The sequence below is a fragment of the Ruegeria atlantica genome (genome assembly GCF_947495585.1).
Lineage (GTDB): Bacteria > Pseudomonadota > Alphaproteobacteria > Rhodobacterales > Rhodobacteraceae > Ruegeria > Ruegeria atlantica_G.
This window is the reverse complement of the sequence record NZ_CANLZK010000016.1, coordinates 14,794-30,615: the sequence shown is the minus strand read 5'-3', so window position 1 is coordinate 30,615 and position 15,822 is coordinate 14,794. Positions and strand designations below refer to the sequence as shown.

Annotated in this window: 22 protein-coding genes; 1 reads left to right on the top strand and 21 read right to left on the bottom strand. The window is 56.6% G+C overall.

The window, feature by feature from the left end:
* Window positions 1–151: 151 nt before the first annotated feature.
* The 13 genes from QMP16_RS20450 to QMP16_RS20390 all read right to left on the bottom strand — a co-directional run bounded on the left by QMP16_RS20450 (window position 152) and on the right by QMP16_RS20390 (window position 11,810).
* Window positions 152–1,462: a replication-associated recombination protein A gene (locus QMP16_RS20450; protein ID WP_282153880.1), complete on the bottom strand. Its 1,311-nt coding sequence runs from the start codon at window positions 1,460–1,462 to the stop codon at window positions 152–154.
* Window positions 1,463–1,466: 4 nt separating this feature from the next.
* The gene (locus tag QMP16_RS20445; RefSeq protein ID WP_282153879.1) at window positions 1,467–2,852 is read right to left on the bottom strand and encodes a trypsin-like peptidase domain-containing protein; all 1,386 of its coding nucleotides are present in this window, start codon (window positions 2,850–2,852) and stop codon (window positions 1,467–1,469) included.
* 82 nt (window positions 2,853–2,934) lie between these two features.
* A complete protein-coding gene (locus QMP16_RS20440; RefSeq protein WP_282153878.1) occupies window positions 2,935–4,044 on the bottom strand; it encodes a TauD/TfdA family dioxygenase in 1,110 nt (369 codons plus the stop codon).
* A gap of 105 nt (window positions 4,045–4,149) precedes the next feature.
* Window positions 4,150–4,572, bottom strand: coding sequence for a 50S ribosomal protein L17 (rplQ, locus tag QMP16_RS20435; RefSeq protein WP_120633899.1), 423 nt, complete (start codon window positions 4,570–4,572; stop codon window positions 4,150–4,152).
* Window positions 4,573–4,690: 118 nt separating this feature from the next.
* Entirely contained in the window at window positions 4,691–5,707 is a 1,017-nt protein-coding gene (locus QMP16_RS20430) for a DNA-directed RNA polymerase subunit alpha (protein ID WP_058272456.1), read from the bottom strand.
* 114 nt (window positions 5,708–5,821) lie between these two features.
* A complete protein-coding gene (gene rpsK, locus QMP16_RS20425) occupies window positions 5,822–6,211 on the bottom strand; it encodes a 30S ribosomal protein S11 (RefSeq protein ID WP_037311698.1) in 390 nt (129 codons plus the stop codon).
* A gap of 14 nt (window positions 6,212–6,225) precedes the next feature.
* Window positions 6,226–6,594: a 30S ribosomal protein S13 gene (gene rpsM / locus QMP16_RS20420; RefSeq protein WP_058272383.1), complete on the bottom strand. Its 369-nt coding sequence runs from the start codon at window positions 6,592–6,594 to the stop codon at window positions 6,226–6,228.
* Window positions 6,595–6,795: 201 nt separating this feature from the next.
* Window positions 6,796–7,464, bottom strand: coding sequence for an adenylate kinase (locus QMP16_RS20415; RefSeq protein ID WP_282153877.1), 669 nt, complete (start codon window positions 7,462–7,464; stop codon window positions 6,796–6,798).
* Complete coding sequence (gene secY / locus QMP16_RS20410) at window positions 7,461–8,825, bottom strand: preprotein translocase subunit SecY (protein WP_282153876.1); 1,365 nt, start codon at window positions 8,823–8,825, stop codon at window positions 7,461–7,463. Before secY ends, QMP16_RS20415 begins: the two co-directional genes overlap by 4 nt.
* 109 nt (window positions 8,826–8,934) lie before the next feature.
* Entirely contained in the window at window positions 8,935–9,408 is a 474-nt protein-coding gene (rplO, locus tag QMP16_RS20405) for a 50S ribosomal protein L15 (RefSeq protein WP_108861240.1), read from the bottom strand.
* A gap of 1,144 nt (window positions 9,409–10,552) precedes the next feature.
* A complete protein-coding gene (locus QMP16_RS20400) occupies window positions 10,553–10,768 on the bottom strand; it encodes a DUF1127 domain-containing protein (protein WP_282153875.1) in 216 nt (71 codons plus the stop codon).
* Window positions 10,769–10,973: 205 nt separating this feature from the next.
* Window positions 10,974–11,420 carry a hypothetical protein gene (locus QMP16_RS20395; RefSeq protein ID WP_282153874.1) on the bottom strand — a complete coding sequence of 149 codons (447 nt, stop codon included), beginning with the start codon at window positions 11,418–11,420 and terminating at the stop codon, window positions 10,974–10,976.
* Window positions 11,421–11,441: 21 nt separating this feature from the next.
* Complete coding sequence (locus tag QMP16_RS20390) at window positions 11,442–11,810, bottom strand: antibiotic biosynthesis monooxygenase family protein (RefSeq protein ID WP_282153873.1); 369 nt, start codon at window positions 11,808–11,810, stop codon at window positions 11,442–11,444.
* Between the two features lie 77 nt (window positions 11,811–11,887).
* On the opposite strand from QMP16_RS20390, the gene QMP16_RS20385 reads away from it, so the two are divergent.
* A complete protein-coding gene (locus tag QMP16_RS20385; protein WP_282153872.1) occupies window positions 11,888–12,319 on the top strand; it encodes a MarR family winged helix-turn-helix transcriptional regulator in 432 nt (143 codons plus the stop codon).
* 102 nt (window positions 12,320–12,421) lie between these two features.
* Here the strand turns inward: QMP16_RS20385 and rpmD are convergent, their stop codons facing one another.
* The 8 genes from rpmD to rplX all read right to left on the bottom strand — a co-directional run bounded on the left by rpmD (window position 12,422) and on the right by rplX (window position 15,820).
* Entirely contained in the window at window positions 12,422–12,610 is a 189-nt protein-coding gene (gene rpmD / locus QMP16_RS20380; RefSeq protein WP_008757946.1) for a 50S ribosomal protein L30, read from the bottom strand.
* Between the two features lie 12 nt (window positions 12,611–12,622).
* On the bottom strand, window positions 12,623–13,192 hold the full coding sequence (gene rpsE / locus QMP16_RS20375) for a 30S ribosomal protein S5 (RefSeq protein ID WP_058272455.1): 570 nt from the start codon (window positions 13,190–13,192) through the stop codon (window positions 12,623–12,625).
* 115 nt (window positions 13,193–13,307) lie between these two features.
* Complete coding sequence (rplR, locus tag QMP16_RS20370; RefSeq protein ID WP_010437103.1) at window positions 13,308–13,667, bottom strand: 50S ribosomal protein L18; 360 nt, start codon at window positions 13,665–13,667, stop codon at window positions 13,308–13,310.
* Window positions 13,668–13,678: 11 nt separating this feature from the next.
* Window positions 13,679–14,212, bottom strand: a complete 534-nt coding sequence (gene rplF, locus QMP16_RS20365; protein ID WP_058272374.1) for a 50S ribosomal protein L6 — start codon at window positions 14,210–14,212, stop codon at window positions 13,679–13,681.
* 12 nt (window positions 14,213–14,224) lie between these two features.
* Window positions 14,225–14,617 carry a 30S ribosomal protein S8 gene (rpsH, locus tag QMP16_RS20360; RefSeq protein WP_008757119.1) on the bottom strand — a complete coding sequence of 131 codons (393 nt, stop codon included), beginning with the start codon at window positions 14,615–14,617 and terminating at the stop codon, window positions 14,225–14,227.
* A 13-nt stretch (window positions 14,618–14,630) separates the two neighbouring features.
* Window positions 14,631–14,936 (bottom strand): 30S ribosomal protein S14, encoded by a 306-nt coding sequence (rpsN, locus tag QMP16_RS20355; protein WP_010437098.1) that lies wholly within the window; start codon window positions 14,934–14,936, stop codon window positions 14,631–14,633.
* A 19-nt stretch (window positions 14,937–14,955) separates the two neighbouring features.
* Window positions 14,956–15,516, bottom strand: a complete 561-nt coding sequence (gene rplE / locus QMP16_RS20350) for a 50S ribosomal protein L5 (RefSeq protein WP_058272373.1) — start codon at window positions 15,514–15,516, stop codon at window positions 14,956–14,958.
* Window positions 15,509–15,820 (bottom strand): 50S ribosomal protein L24, encoded by a 312-nt coding sequence (gene rplX, locus QMP16_RS20345; protein ID WP_058272372.1) that lies wholly within the window; start codon window positions 15,818–15,820, stop codon window positions 15,509–15,511. Before rplX ends, rplE begins: the two co-directional genes overlap by 8 nt.
* Between the last annotated feature and the right edge of the window lie 2 nt (window positions 15,821–15,822).

The window sequence follows — 15,822 nt, the reverse complement described above, 5'->3', positions numbered from 1 at the left end:
CCCTAGAAAACATGCGCGTCTGTGCCGTGCAAAAGGCCAAGAGTCAAGCCGATCAAATGCCCGGGAAACTCAGGCACCTGCGTTGTTTCGGCGTCGGATCACCTCTTGGTCGTTTGCGCATTCGTTCTTCAACGCATCACGCAGCGGTGTGCTACTCGTTCCTCTGTGCCCGCAGCTTGGCGAAGTAGTCCAGACGCTTCTTCAATTCACGCTCGAACCCACGCTCCACGGGTTTATACAATTCCGGCCGCTTCATGCCGTCGGGGAAATAGTTTTGTCCGGAAAAGCCATCTTCGGCGTCATGGTCATAGGCATATCCCGTGCCATAGCCCTGATCTTTCATCAACGATGTCGGTGCGTTCAGAATGTGTTTTGGCGGGGGTTCGCTGCCTGACTGCTTGGCCAATCGCATCGCCGCCTTGTACCCGACATAGGCCCCGTTCGATTTCGGGGCCAACGCCAGATAAACCAGCGCCTGCGCTATGGCCAATTCACCCTCGGGGCTACCCAAGCGTTCGTAAGTTTCCCACGCGTGCAGGCAGATCGTCTGCGCCTGCGGATCGGCAAGACCAATGTCTTCGACCGCCATCCGCGTGATCCGCCGCGCCAGATAGCGCGGATCCTCCCCACCTGTCAGCATCCGCGCAAACCAGTAAAGCGCCGCATCCGGGTCAGATCCGCGTACGGACTTATGCAGGGCCGAGATCAAATTGTAATGCTCGTCACCGGATTTGTCGTATTTGGCCGCGCGGCGCATCAATCTTGTCGACAACGCATCAGGGTCCAGCGGTGCATCCACCTTCCAAGCCGCAACCTGTTCGATCAGATTCAACAACGCGCGCCCGTCGCCATCCGCCATCTCCTGCAGAGCTTCGCGGGCATTGCCCGTCAGCGGCAGGGCGCGGTCCAGCTCTTTCTCTGCGCGCTGTGTCAGACGTTCAAGGTCGGCGAGGCTGAGCCGTTCAAGGACAAGAACCTGTGCTCGGCTAAGCACAGCGGCGTTCAGCTCAAAAGACGGATTTTCGGTCGTGGCCCCGACCAGCAGGATAGTCCCATCCTCCATATGTGGAAGAAACCCATCTTGCTGTGCCTTATTGAAGCGGTGAATCTCATCGACAAACAGCAACGTGCCCTGCCCGTTCTGTCGCCGAATCTTTGCCGCTTCGAACACTTTCTTTAGGTCTGGAACACCGGTGAAAATTGCACTGATCTGAACGAAATGCAGATCGGTTTCCTGCGCCAGCAAGCGCGCGATCGTGGTTTTCCCAACACCCGGCGGGCCCCAAAAAACCAAACTAGACAAACTGCCCGAGGCCAACATGACGCCCAGCGGAGCATCCGGGCCCAGCACCTGCTGCTGTCCGATGACCTCGGCCAAAGACTGTGGGCGCAGCCGGTCAGCCAACGGGCGGTGCGGGGATGGTGCAGGCTCGCTCGCCCCGGTATCGAACAGATCGCTCATGGAGTTACAGCCGGAACCGCAGAGATACGGCCCGTCCGCCCCGCAGAACATCCAAATTCAATCTGCGCCCCGGATAGGTCATCGCATCCACCACGTCCACAGGATGCTGGACTTCCGTTCCGTTGATGCTTAGGACCACATCACCCGCGCGCAATCCGGATCGTCCACCGTACCGGCCTGCATCCACAATCACCACTCCAGTTTGCGACAGCAAAAGCCCCATCTGGGTAATGATCGCCGGGTTGATGCGCGACACCTTCAGGCCCGGCATCACGGTGTCATCGTTCAGAACGGTTTCATCAGCCGGTGGAGTTTCCGGGACCTTGATCAGGGCAACCTCGATATCCGCACTGTCCTGACCCCGTAGCCGGGTCAGGACCGAAGTGCCACCGACGCCGGCGACAGACATGCGGAACTTCATCTCGGCTGGGGAATTCACCTCATCCCCATCCACATGGGTCACCACATCCCCCACGCGCAGCCCTGCCTCACCTAGCGGACTCAGGGCGTGCAGGTCCGAAATCACAACACCCATGGGGAATACTAACCCTAGAGATTCGGCGATATCCGCACTCATGTGCTGACCAGCGACCCCGGCCCAAGGGCTGACAAACCTGTCATTCCCGGCCTTGGCCTGGCGCAAAAATTCGGCAACCAGATTCGCCGGGATCGCGAACCCGATGCCGTTGGAGCCGCCGGATCGCGTCAGGATTGAGGTGTTAATCCCAATCAGATCACCATTCACGTCGATTAGCGCCCCGCCGGAGTTGCCAGGATTGATCGCGGCATCGGTTTGAATGAAGTACCCACGCGCGTTGCCGGTGGCCGTCCCGGTCCGCGCCAGACCTGAGATGATTCCGGAAGACACGGTTTGGCCCACGCCAAACGGGTTACCGATCGCAAGCGCCAGTTCCCCTACCTCAATCTGGTCGGAGTCGCGGAAGTTCAGATGCGGCAAGTCCTTGGCGTCTTCCAACCGCAGGATGGCAATATCGCTTTCCTTGTCGCCCAGCACCACTTGCGCTGAAAATTCGCGTCGATCGGTTGTCACCACGCGGATTTCGGTAGCCGAGCCAACAACGTGATAGTTCGAGACCACATAACCGTCTTCTGACAGAATGACGCCAGAGCCCAGTGAATTCTGTACACGTGGGCGCGGTTCGGCAAATCCCCTGCCAAAGAACTCTTCAAAAAACGGGTCCGAGAAAAAAGGATTGGCCCCGCCCTGCCTTACGATCTTGGCGTAGATATTGACGACTGCGGGTGAGGCCTGTTTCACCACAGGGGCGAAACCAAGGCCGATTTCGGCCTGCGATGTTGGCACCTTTGTTTCAGCATTTGCTGACACTGCAAGCGCCGCCAGCATTAGAGAACAGAGAACTTTCCGCATGATCCATCCGTCGGTTAATCGCCTATCGGATATGCGTCTACACGGGCCGCAATGCAAGCATCCGTTCAGCGTGTTGGAGGCGTCAATCCAACGGAGCGTGCAGCCGCGTGCCTTCCGTGATAATCCCGCCGCGCTGGCCCACCTCGATAGTGCCGTACCGTTGCCTGAAAACTTCGGGCAATTCGCGGTCTCCTTCCGGCGACAGCCAAAGCCTCAGCAAATGACGGCGCTCTGCCCGATCAGGCCAGTCCACGAACCCGGTCCGGTCGTGCAGTTGCGAATGGTTGTACACGAACTGCATGTCGCCCGGTTGCAGCCGCATAGAAAGACAGAGGTCGGGATCATTCGCCAGCGCATCAAACCGGTCCAGCGCCTCAATGTGATCCGGTGTCAGCCGCATCGCTTCAGGAAATCGTTGCGCACTGACGATATACTGCCTTTTGTAGAACACCGTCAGCTTACCATCGTGCCAGGAGAACGGCGGGATCGACATAAAAGGTTCCATCCCGTCTGGTACTTCCCCGCGCCGGTCGGTCGCTATTGGGTCAAACAACAGTTCCAGCAATTCCGGGCATTCTGACCGCATCCTATTATAGATCGTCTCGGCACTGACCAGCAGCGAGTCTCCGCCCTCCTTAGCCTCTCGCAGGCACAGCAGGCCGACGATATCGGCGCTGTCGGTGTGAAATGTCTGGCGCTCATGCGTTTGATAGATCCGGGTATTCGGATCGTTCGCATCTGCACCGATGTCGCGCACATGCCCCAGAATGTGTCCCTGCGCGTTTTGTGACCGGGCCGAGCCCATATGAGCACCGACACCGCAGAAAATCGTGGCCGCGACCTCTTGCGTATAGTTCTGCACCGGAAGGCCACGGATCACTTCGAAACCGATCCCGTTGATCAGCTTCTCTCGCAGGCTTGCCAGATGCCGGTGAAACCGTTTTAGGGGGAAAGCGGGCTTTGTGATCTCACCGATATCTCTTTCGAGGCTCAGGTACTGACGAGCAGCTTGCTCAAGATCCTCGATGTCGTCCGCCGTCAGATCAATGATCCATTCACTCCGACGCGTACGCATGTCCCAACCGGTCCACACAGACGGTCCCGTGAGTTCTTTCGGTAATTTAGTTGGGATTGCCATCATCCGTCCTCCACGCTCATCGTGCAGCATGATCCGTGAGGTTCGGGGATTCATCAACGGATATTGCCGAAAATGCTCTAACCGCGACACCAAGGGACCAAAAAGAAAAAACCCCCGCGTCCGAAACGCGGGGGTTTGAATTCAGAAAGCCGGGCTTTCTTATTCTTCGTCTGCGGCCTCTTCGGCGGCAACGCGGGCTTTGTCAGCCGCGCCTTTGGCGTCCAGATCACGATCAACGAATTCGATGATCGCCATTGGGGCCATGTCGCCATAGCGGAAGCCTGCTTTCAGGATACGGACATAACCGCCCTGACGCTCGGCGTAGCGGGGACCCAGGATTTCGAACAGCTTTGCGACGTATTGGTCTTCTTTCAGCTGCGATGCGGCCTGACGGCGGGCGTGCAAATCGCCGCGCTTGCCCAGGGTGATCAGTTTTTCAACGATCGGGCGCAGTTCTTTTGCTTTGGGCAGAGTTGTTTTGATCTGCTCATGTTCGATGAGCGAGCCAGCCATGTTTGCAAACAGAGCCTTACGGTGCTCATGAGTACGGTTCAGGCGGCGGTAACCACGTGCGTGACGCATTTTCTAGTTCCTTCTTCAGCGTTTTGCTTTGTCTGGCCGGCGATGCGTGTCACCGGCTCTCCTTGGGGCGGAAGTGCCCGTTTTGTCCCCGGCAGCCCGGGCATTGGGGAAGACGCGCTTAAAACGCGTCTTCGAATTTCTTCGCCAGATCTTCGATGTTGTCAGGCGGCCAGTCCTCGACATCCATGCCGAGGTGCAGACCCATGCCGGACAGCACTTCTTTGATCTCGTTCAGCGACTTGCGGCCGAAGTTCGGGGTGCGCAGCATCTCGGCTTCGGTTTTCTGGATCAGGTCGCCGATGTAAACGATGTTGTCGTTCTTCAGGCAGTTTGCCGAACGGACCGACAGTTCCAGCTCGTCTACTTTTTTCAGCAGCAGCGGGTTGAATTCCAGACCATCGTCTTCGTCCTGGCGACCAGCCGCTTCGGGCTCGTCGAAGTTGACGAAGATTGACAGCTGATCCTGCAGGATACGTGCGGCAAAAGCCAGCGCGTCTTCCGGCGTGATCGAACCATCGGTTTCGATCTTCAGGGTCAGCTTGTCATAGTCCAGTACCTGACCTTCGCGGGTTGGCTGAACGTCGTAGGCAACCTTTTTGACCGGCGAATAGATCGCGTCGATCGGGATCAGACCGATAGGCGCGTCTTCCGGTTTGTTCTTCTCAGCCGAAACATAGCCCTTACCGGTGTTGACGGTCAGTTCCATGAACAGGTCGGCGCCATCGTCCAGGTGACAGATGACGTGATCGCGGTTCAGAACCTCGATACCAGCGCTTTCGCTGATGTCACCGGCGGTAACAACTGCAGGGCCTTTGGCATTGATCGACAGGCGCTTGGGGCCTTCGACTTCCATACGCAGGGCAACCTGCTTGAGGTTCAGGATGATGTCAGTGACGTCTTCGCGAACGCCAGCGACGCTCGAGAACTCGTGCAATACGTTGTCGATCTGGACGCTGGTGATGGCCGCACCTTGCAGCGAGCTCATCAGAACGCGGCGTAGCGCGTTGCCCAAGGTCAGACCAAAGCCACGCTCCAGCGGTTCAGCAACCAAGGTAGCCTGACGCGCTGGGTCGTTGCCCGGCTTGCCATCCAGCTGTGTCGGCTTGATCAATTCAGCCCAATTCTTATGGATCATGTAATCCCTCCATTCCTGTCCGCGCCCCATGACCAACAAGGTGCAGACGCCCGAGGTTCAAAATGACGTGCTGGGGCCGTGCGAAAACACAGCCCCAGCTCAATTCAAAATCGCTTAGACGCGGCGGCGCTTCGGCGGGCGGCAACCGTTGTGAGCAATCGGTGTCACGTCACGGATCGACGTGATGTTGAAGCCCACAGCAGCCAGCGCGCGCAGAGCCGATTCACGACCAGAGCCGGGGCCCTGAACTTCGACTTCCAGCGTCTTGACACCGTGATCCTGCGCCTTCTTGCCTGCATCTTCTGCAGCCATCTGAGCGGCGTAAGGTGTCGATTTACGCGAACCTTTGAAACCCATGGTTCCTGCCGAAGACCAGGCAATGGCGTTGCCTTGCACATCCGAGATCAGGATCTTGGTGTTGTTGAAGGTCGAATTCACGTGGGCGACGCCCGATGCGATATTCTTGCGCTCTTTTTTCTTGGTACGAGTCTTTTCGCGTGCCATCAGTCAGACCCTCCTTATTTCTTCTTACCAGCAATGGCCTTTGCGGGGCCTTTGCGGGTACGAGCATTGGTGTGGGTACGCTGACCGCGAACGGGCAGGTTACGACGGTGACGCAGACCGCGGTAGCAGCCCAGGTCCATCAGGCGCTTGACGTTCATCTGAACTTCGCGGCGCAGGTCACCTTCAACGGTGAAGTTTGCGTCGATATGTTCGCGGATGGCCAGAACTTCGGCGTCGGACAGTTCATTGACGCGACGGGTCGCGTCGATGCCTACGGCTTCGCAGATCGCTTTGGCCGAGGTGTTTCCGATACCGGTGATATATGTGAGGGCGATAGGTACCCGCTTTGCAGTCGGGATGTTTACGCCGGCAATACGTGCCACGTGTCACTTTCCTTTTTTGTTGCGGTTCCGTAGCTCCGGAACCTTTTTTCACAACACTCGATCTTGGCAGTGACGCCAGAGGATCCAGTATTATTCGAGGTGGTCGGGGCATCCGGAACGAATCCCGCATGCGGTCGTGATTCCCGTTAGGGATGGGGGTCGATATGGGCTTTTCCCGCTCAGGTCAAGGGCAGAAATGGATCAGCCGTTTCCGACGTCGACGCCACCATCCAAAACCTGCGAAATCTCGTTTTGAACGGCGCCAATTTCACCCAGGCCGTCAACCCAGGACAGGTTGCCCTTGGCATAGTAATAGCCGATCAGCATCGAGGTCTTTTTGTAGTACTCCATCAGACGGGTCTTGAGGCTTTCCTCATTATCATCTGCGCGGCGTTTGAAGTCGTTTTCCTTGCCGCAGTTGGTGCATTTTCCGTCCGCCGGGATCGGCTTGGTGACGTCATTGTAGACCTCGCCGCAGCCACCACAGGTCGAGCGTGCGGTGATCCGTTCGACCAGCGCGTCATCGTTGACTTCCATCGCGATGACCGCATCCAGCGTTTCGCCGGTGCTGTTCAGCAGATCTCCCAACGCGTCAGCCTGCGCCAGCGTGCGCGGGAAACCGTCGAAGATGAAACCGCCCTTGGCACCTTGTTCCAGTTTTTCACGGATCAGGCCGATGACGATCTCGTCGGTTACCAGTTCACCTTTGGCCATCACCTCGGCGACGCGGTTGCCCATTTCGGTCCCGCTGTCCTTGGCTTCTCGTAGCATGTCACCGGTGCTCAGTTGCACCATACCACGCGTTTCAACCAGATGACGCGCTTGCGTTCCTTTGCCCGCACCCGGCGGGCCCAACAAAATGATGTTCATCGACGAGCGGGTCCCTTCCTGCCGCGTTTCTTGCTTTTACCGCGCAGCTGGGACTTTTCGATAAGCCCTTCGTATTGATGCGCCAGCAAATGGCTCTGCACCTGCTGGATCGTGTCCATGGTCACAGAGACGATAATCAGAACCGAGGTGCCGCCGAAGTAGAACGGGATAGCGAATTGGTTCCGCAGAATTTCAGGCAGCAGACATACCAGCGCCAGATAGGCCGAACCCAGAACCAGCACGCGGTTGACCACGTATTCCAGATACTCGGCGGTTTTCTTGCCGGGGCGAATGCCGGGCACAAAACCGTTCTGCTTTTTCAGGTTGTCCGCAACATCATCCGGTTTGAACGAGACGTTGAAGGTGTAGAAATAGGCGAAGAACACGATCATCGACGCGAAGAACAGCAGATACAGCGGCTGGCCGGGGCCAAAATTGGCCAGCAGCCACGACATGACCGGACCGTTTGTGGCACCCGAAGAGAAGGTCGAGATCGTTACCGGCAGCAACAGCAAAGAGCTGGCAAAAATCGCCGGGATAACGCCCGCCGGGTTCACTTTGACCGGCAGGTGGCTGGAGCCGCCCTCGTATACCTTCATACCGGCCTGACGGCGCGGGTATTGAATGTGGATCTTGCGCAGCGCGCGTTCCATGAACACCACGAAGGTAATGACCGCGATAACCATGACGATCACACCGATGATCACGGCGGGGCTGATTGCACCCGAGCGACCCGACGCAAAGAACTGCGCCAGAGCGGCCGGAACCTCGGCGATGATGCCGACGAAGATGATCAGAGAGATACCGTTGCCAATGCCGCGCGCGGTGATCTGTTCACCCAGCCACATCAGGAACATCGTACCGCCAACCAGAGTAATCATGGTCGACATGCGGAAGAAAAGCCCAGGATCGGTGGCCAGATCGCCCGATTCCAGCGAAACCGCCAGACCATAGGCCTGCACGGTGGCCAGGGCCACAGTGCCGAAGCGGGTGTACTGGTTGATTTTCTTGCGCCCCTGCTCGCCCTCTTTCTTGAGCTGTTCGAGCGCGGGAACCATGGATGTCAGCAGTTGCACGATGATCGAGGCTGAAATGTAAGGCATGATGCCGAGGGCAAAGATACCCATCCGCCCCAGCGCCCCGCCAGTGAACATCGAAACCATGCCGCCGATGCCCTGCCCCGCTTGCTCCATGAACTCGCGCAGTGCTTGTCCGTCGATCCCCGGCACCGGAATAAAGGTGCCCAGACGATAGACGATCAGCAATGCAAGCGTGAACAGGATGCGGTTGCGCAGATCGGTGGCTTTACCAAGGGCAGACCAGCTCGTGTTGGCTGCCATTTGTTCTGCTGCTGATACCATAAATCGGTCTCTCTTATGAAAACACCGCCCGGAACCGTTTTCCGGCTCGGGCGGCGTCTTGGAAAACTCTGAGGACTATGTAAGCGGGTCTTGGCCCGCTCACAAGCGCTTACTCTGCCGCAGCAGCTTTTGTGACCGTAAGTGAGCCGCCCGCTTTCTCAACTGCTTCAACAGCAGCCTTCGAAGCACCGGTGACTTCCAGGTTCAATTTGGCGCTGATTTCGCCTTTGGCCAGAACGCGGATACCGTCCAGCTTGCGACGAACCAGACCGGAGGCAACCAGTGCATCCTCGGTAATCGCAGCTTTGGAGTCCAGCTTGCCGGCGTCGACGAATTTCTGGATCAGGCCCAGGTTGATAACGGCGAATGCCTTGCGGTTCGGCTTGTTGAAGCCACGCTTGGGCAGACGCTGGTACAAAGGCATCTGACCGCCTTCATAACCATTGATGGCCACACCCGAACGGGATTTCTGGCCTTTGATACCACGGCCACCCATTTTACCTTTGCCGGAACCCGGACCACGGCCAACGCGGGTGCGTTTCGGTGTGGCGCCAGGATTGTCGCGCAATTCGTTCAGTTTCATTTCGCTTCTCCTAAGCCGGAAATGACCCGCGAAGCGTGATGGGTCAGACACGGCATTTATTGGTTTTGATTCTCGTGGACAGGCTGCCACCGGAGCCCGATACAGCTTTGCGCGCCAGTATGCAAGTTTTGATGTCCGTCTATTACGCCGCGGCTTAAGCGCCATGCCGGATGATGGGCGCTTCTTGTGGATAAATTTCATGTTTTGCAAACAGTTTCCCCTCCAGACTATCTGTTTGTGCGGTCCCGCCAAATTTGTTGGCCAGGATGGACCGCAAACGGCGGTCGTAGAAATGGATTGAGACCGTGCCTTCTTTTATGAACCGAGACAGATCCACGGCTAGACTCGCCAAAGCCCTCCGCCCCGTAAAGTTCAATGGGTAAAAGACGTGTTCGGGCAGCACAAAGCGGACTTCCTTGGATTTGTTGATTGCCCACGTTATGGCCTTAGGGCCCCAAACGCCCCAATATGTTTCCCATACATTGACGGGTTCGCCCGCATGCTGGGCCGCATGATCCGTTTGGGCAACCATGGAGGAATACGGAAAGGGTCACTTGTATATTCATTCAACAAGCCGAGCTTTTCGCTGTCCGATGGCAGACCCAAAACTCCGATTGCGACCTCGCCTTCGAGATGACCATAGTAGTGTCCGTTAAGCGTGGAAAACGGCTTGACACAATAGGCATCCGCATCCGCCCAAATCAGCCCAGGCTCCTTCGCCAGCATGCGATACCGGAACTTGTCGGAGTGCGGCGCTGGACTGTCAGTCCGGCCATGCGTCACGAATTCACTATCCAGTAGGGTTTCCAGAGCGTCACGGCATTCTAAAACGTTCGGAATCTATGTGACTGTTCCGAAGGTATGAAGGCGAACCGGTTAACCAGCATCTAGAAAGGGCTTGATGCACAGTTGTTCTAGAAAACTCAACGGGCCATCGAACCATAACATCCCGATCTGTTGAGCTTGCACGTCGCCTGGCCTTTTTTCGTTTAGACTAATGCGGCCTTTTGCTGCTGCATTACTCGGACATGGCGGATTTCAGACCCACCCGCAATTGCTACCAGAGAAGTATTGTCACGCGCATCACCGTAACAAAAAAGACGCCAAATTGGCGCCTTTGATTCGGAATGTTCCCAACTTTTTCTTACGAGCAATATGCGTGCTCGCGGGCGATGTCCGCGATATCGCAGCGGCGGATTCCGATGTCATCCAGTTCGCGGTTGGTCAGGCGCTGAAGCTCGGCGTAGGTGCGGTTATACTCGTTCGCACGGGCGTGGTTCTCTTTCACGCGCTCGATCAAGTTTGCAATTCGGGCGTTAAGGTTGAAGCTGCCGTGGGTCAGCGTTGCTGTGTGTGCCATGATGTATTTCCTTTCTCTGCCCGGGGCGAATTCCCCGGAAACTGTTTGCGTTCCTTGTTTGGACAGGGCTGAGATAGGCCCGGACGATATCGCTAACAACCGAAGTTTCGGTCTAGCCGTTATGCATCTATTGAATAGCTGAGCAGCAGGTCGCGCAGCTGTGAGACCTATTGCATGGGAGTAAGCGGCTCTACTACTGGTGCAGCTACTTTCCCGCACGTCTTCTGCGGGCAGTCATCGCCCGGCCGTCGCGTATACTCAACCCCATCAAAGTGAGGTTAGTGGCACCAGCGAGCAACTCAACGACCTGCACAGCGTAGAAACTGATGTCAAAGGAACCAGCGCTCGCTTTCGCGTTCAGGAAGATTGCAGCGGGAACAAGGATCAACAGACCGTTCATCGCGATGATCGGCATTCGCTTCTTCTTGGCTAGCGCCGGTGCGTCCTTGCGTCGACGCCCAAGGGACATGCCGGATGCACCCACGATCACCATCGCGGGCACAAGGATAAACAGCCCGCTGACGATCATGGACTTTACGGCCGCGACAGTCGCATGGGTCGCAAACAATTCGCTGTACAAAGTGGATGTCCAGAACATGAATATTGTCAGGAATCCTATTATACCGGCGATGGGGTGAATTGATTTTATCATTTGCCTACTCCGCTTTTGGCATCAGGCGACGCAGTGGTTTTCGACTGTGAGCTTTCTTAGAAGATGTGGACGCGCCACGGCGCTTTCGGGATAGTCTGCAATTCGACGCTGGAACTCTGGGTGGGTGAAGGCGTCGCGAAAGCTTTTGACGTCCTGCCAGATCGCGTAGTTCACGAAAGTCGAACTGCCAGCGATCCCCTGATGAAGCTGAGTCGATATATATCCCGACTGGGACTTCATGAAGTCAGCATCATGTGCCCAGGCCTTCAACAGCGCCTCTTCGTCTTTCGCGTCCACTGTAAATACGTTGATCAGCACCACAGGGCCTTCCTCGGCCTGCATCTGATCAGCCAGTGTGACGACCTTATCCATCTCTTCGATATGAGCCATTTCGATTCCTTTCTGCTTTTTTGTATAGCTTGCTATATATTATTGCATAGCTTGCTATTCAAGTGTAAATCTCAAGCATGGATTTCGAAAAAGAGAACTCGGCCGGATATCTGGTCAATCACATGGCGCGATTGTTCGCGAAAGAGCTGCAGCACCACATTGCGCCTTTGGGCATCGTTGTTGGACAGTTCCCAGTCTTGCTGGAGCTTTGGCTCAAAGACGGGGTCACCCAAAAGGATCTGCTGGCCAGAATTGACGTCGAACAAGCGACTTTGGCCAACACGCTCAACCGTATGGAGCGCGACGGTTTGATCAAAAGAACAAAAAACCCCGCTGACGCCAGGGCCCAGTTGATCTGGTTAACCGAAAAGGCCGCCGCACTTAGAAACAGCGCCTATGAGTCGGCTCAGACCGTAAACGCCAAAGCCCTGCAAGTTCTGACTGAGCCTGAGCGGGCGCAGTTCATGGACTATATGCGGCGGGTAATAAGCGGAATACGTTCAAGTTGAACTAAAACCACATCGGGTGAGGCGACAGCCAACACTGCCCTTCAACAAAAAAAACGCCCCCGAACTGATCGGAGGCGTTTCTAGCTCTTAGTAGCAAGGCGCTTAGCCGCGCTCTTCGATGATCTCAACCAGATGCGGGATCTTGTTGACCATGCCGCGGACCGAAGGAGTATCCTCCAGCTCGCGGGTTTTGTGCATCTTGTTCAGGCCCAGGCCGATCAGAGTTGCGCGCTGTTCAGCGGGGCGACGGATCGGGGAACCGATTTGCTTGACGACGATGGTTTTTGCCATGGGTCGCTCTCCTTATGCTTCTGCTTCAGCAGCAGCTGGTGCTTCGTCCCGCTTGGGCAGGATGTCAGCAACCTTTTTGCCACGACGCTGGGCAACCGAACGCGGGCTCTGCTCTTTCTGCAGGCCGTTGATGGTGGCGCGGATCATGTTGTACGGGTTCTGCGAGCCAAGCGACTTGGACACAACGTCCTTTACGCCCAGCATTTCGAACACGGCACGCATCGGACCACCGGCGATGATACCGGTACCTTCAGGTGCGCTGCGCATAACCACTTTACCGGCGCCATGACGGCCTTCGATGTCGTGGTGCAGGGTACGACCTTCGCGCAGTTGCACGCGGATCATCTGACGCTTGGCTTGTTCGGTCGCTTTGCGGATGGCTTCAGGTACTTCTTTCGCTTTACCTTTGCCAAAGCCTACGCGGCCTTTCTGATCGCCTACGACCACCAGAGCAGCGAAGCCAAAGCGCTTACCACCTTTTACGGTTTTCGATACGCGGTTGATCGCAACCAGACGATCTGCGAATTCCGGAGTTTCGTCGCGGTCACGTCCACGGCCCCGGCGGTTATCACGTTCTGCCATTTTGGCATCCCTTTTCTTTGGTGACGCTTGCGGCGTCGTTTGTTCAATCCAAGTGGGCCCCGGCATTGCCAAGGCCCCCGGATCATCGGGGCGGATCGAAACCCGCCCGCAAGTCTTAGATCTTCAGACCACCTTCACGCGCAGCGTCGGCGACAGCCTTCACTTTGCCGTGGAACAGGAAGCCGCCACGATCGAAATAGGCCTCTTCGACGCCTGCCTTCTTGGCACGCTCGGCGATGGCCGCGCCCACTTTGGTGGCCGCTTCGACGTTGTTCTTGCCAACAACACCCAAATCTTTTTCCAGGGTCGAGGCCGAGGCCAGGGTCACGCCACGTACGTCGTCGATCAGCTGAACAGAGATGTTCTTGTTCGAACGGTGTACGGACAAACGCGGACGACCCGCGTTGACCTTGCGAAGTTTGTTCCGAACGCGCAGGCGGCGCTTCAGAAACAGGGTTCTTTTGCTGTTTGCCATTGTTTGCGTCCTTACTTCTTCTTGCCTTCTTTGCGGAAGATGAACTCGCCCTTATAGCGGATGCCTTTGCCCTTATAGGGCTCGGGACGGCGCCATTCACGGATTTTCGCCGCGACTTCGCCCACCTGCTGCTGGTCGTTACCTTCCACAATGATCACGGTCTGCTTCGGCGCGGTGATGGTGACACCTTCCGGAGCGACGAAATCAACGTCATGGCTGTAGCCCAGGTTCAGCTTCAGGGTGTTGCCCTGCATCTGAGCCCGGTAACCAACACCCTGGATCTCCAGCTCTTTCTTGAAGCCTTCGGTCACACCGGTCACCAGGTTTGCGACCATTGTGCGGCTCATGCCCCACTGCTGGCGCGCGCGCTTGGACATACCGCGAGGGTTGATCTGAACCACGTTATCTTCGACCGACAGCGTAACGTCGTCGGTCGCAGTGAAGCTGCGGGCGCCTTTTGGGCCTTTGACTTCGATTGTCTGGCCGGAAACCGAGGCAGTTACGCCGCTGGGCAATTCGACCGGACGTTTACCAATACGAGACATTGACAGACCTCCTTAGAAGACGGTGCAGAGCACTTCGCCACCAACATTGTTGGAGCGTGCGTTCTGGTCCGACATCACACCTTTCGGAGTGCTGACAATCGACACACCCAGACCCTGACGGACCTGCGGGATGTCATTGACGCCCATGTACACGCGACGACCGGGCTTAGAGACCCGCTTCAGTTCGCGAATGACAGGGGTGCCTTCGTAGTATTTCAGGCTGATTTCGATGGCCGGATGACCGTTTTCACCGGTCGTCGCTTCGTAGCCACGGATGTAACCTTCGTCCGCCAGCACGTCCAGAACCCAACCGCGCAGCTTAGAAGCCGGGGTGGAAACGGTGGACTTGCCACGCATTTGCGCGTTGCGGATACGGGTGAGCATATCGCCGATAGGATCGTTCATATCATTCTCTCCCTTACCAGCTCGATTTCACCATGCCGGGGATCTGACCAGCAGAACCCAGCTCGCGCAGCGCGATACGGCTGACCTTCAGCTTACGGTAGTAAGCGTGGGGACGACCGGTCAGCTGACAGCGGTTGTGCAGACGAGTAGCCGAGCTGTTGCGCGGCAGTTTCGCCAGTTTCAGACGCGCTTTGAAGCGCTCTTCCATCGGCTTGCTCTCGTCATTCGCGATTTCTTTAAGCTCGGCACGCTTTGCGGCATATTTGGCCACCAGGCGTTCGCGCTTCTTCTCGCGTTCGATCATTGCTTTTTTAGCCATGTCTCAATCCTCCCGGCGCTTACGCGTTGAACGGCATGTTGAAAGCTTTCAACAGTGCCTTTGCTTCAGCGTCGGTTTTCGCTGTGGTGGCAATTACGATGTCCATGCCCCAGACTTCGTCAACTTTGTCGAAGTCGATTTCCGGGAACACGATGTGCTCTTTCATGCCCATGGCAAAATTGCCCTGACCATCGAAAGACGGCTTCACGCCGCGGAAGTCACGAATACGTGGCATCGCGATGGTGATCAGGCGATCCAGGAATTCATACATCCGGTCACCGCGCAGGGTCACTTTCGCACCCAGCGGCATGTCTTCACGGACGCGGAAGCCAGCGATCGACTTCTTCGCCTTGGTGGAAACAGCCTGTTGACCAGCAATCGCAGTCAGATCCTCGACAGCAGCTTTCGCTTTCTTCGAGTCTTTAACCGCTTCGGCACCACAACCGATGTTCAGAACGATTTTGTCCAGTTTGGGCAGCTGCATGTCGTTCTTGTAGCCGAACTCTTCTTTCAGAGCGGCACGGATGGTTTCAGCGTACTGAGCTTTCAGACGCGGGGTGTAGGTTGCGTTATCAAGCATCGATCACGTCCCCCGTGGTCTTGGCGAAGCGCACTTTCTTGTCACCTTCCATGCGGAAGCCAACGCGAGTTGCTTTGCCGTTCTTGTCCAGCAGAGCCAGGTTCGACAACTCGATCGGGTTTGCCTGAGGCAGACGACCACCCTGAGAGTTCTGAGTCTGGCGAGTGGCGCGGATGGCGATGTTGATACCGTCAACAACAGCTTTTCCGGCAGATGGGTTAACCGAGGTGATAGTTCCCTCTTTGCCCTTGTCCTTGCCGGCCAGCACGACGACCTTGTCGCCTTTGCGGAGTTTAGCAGCCATGA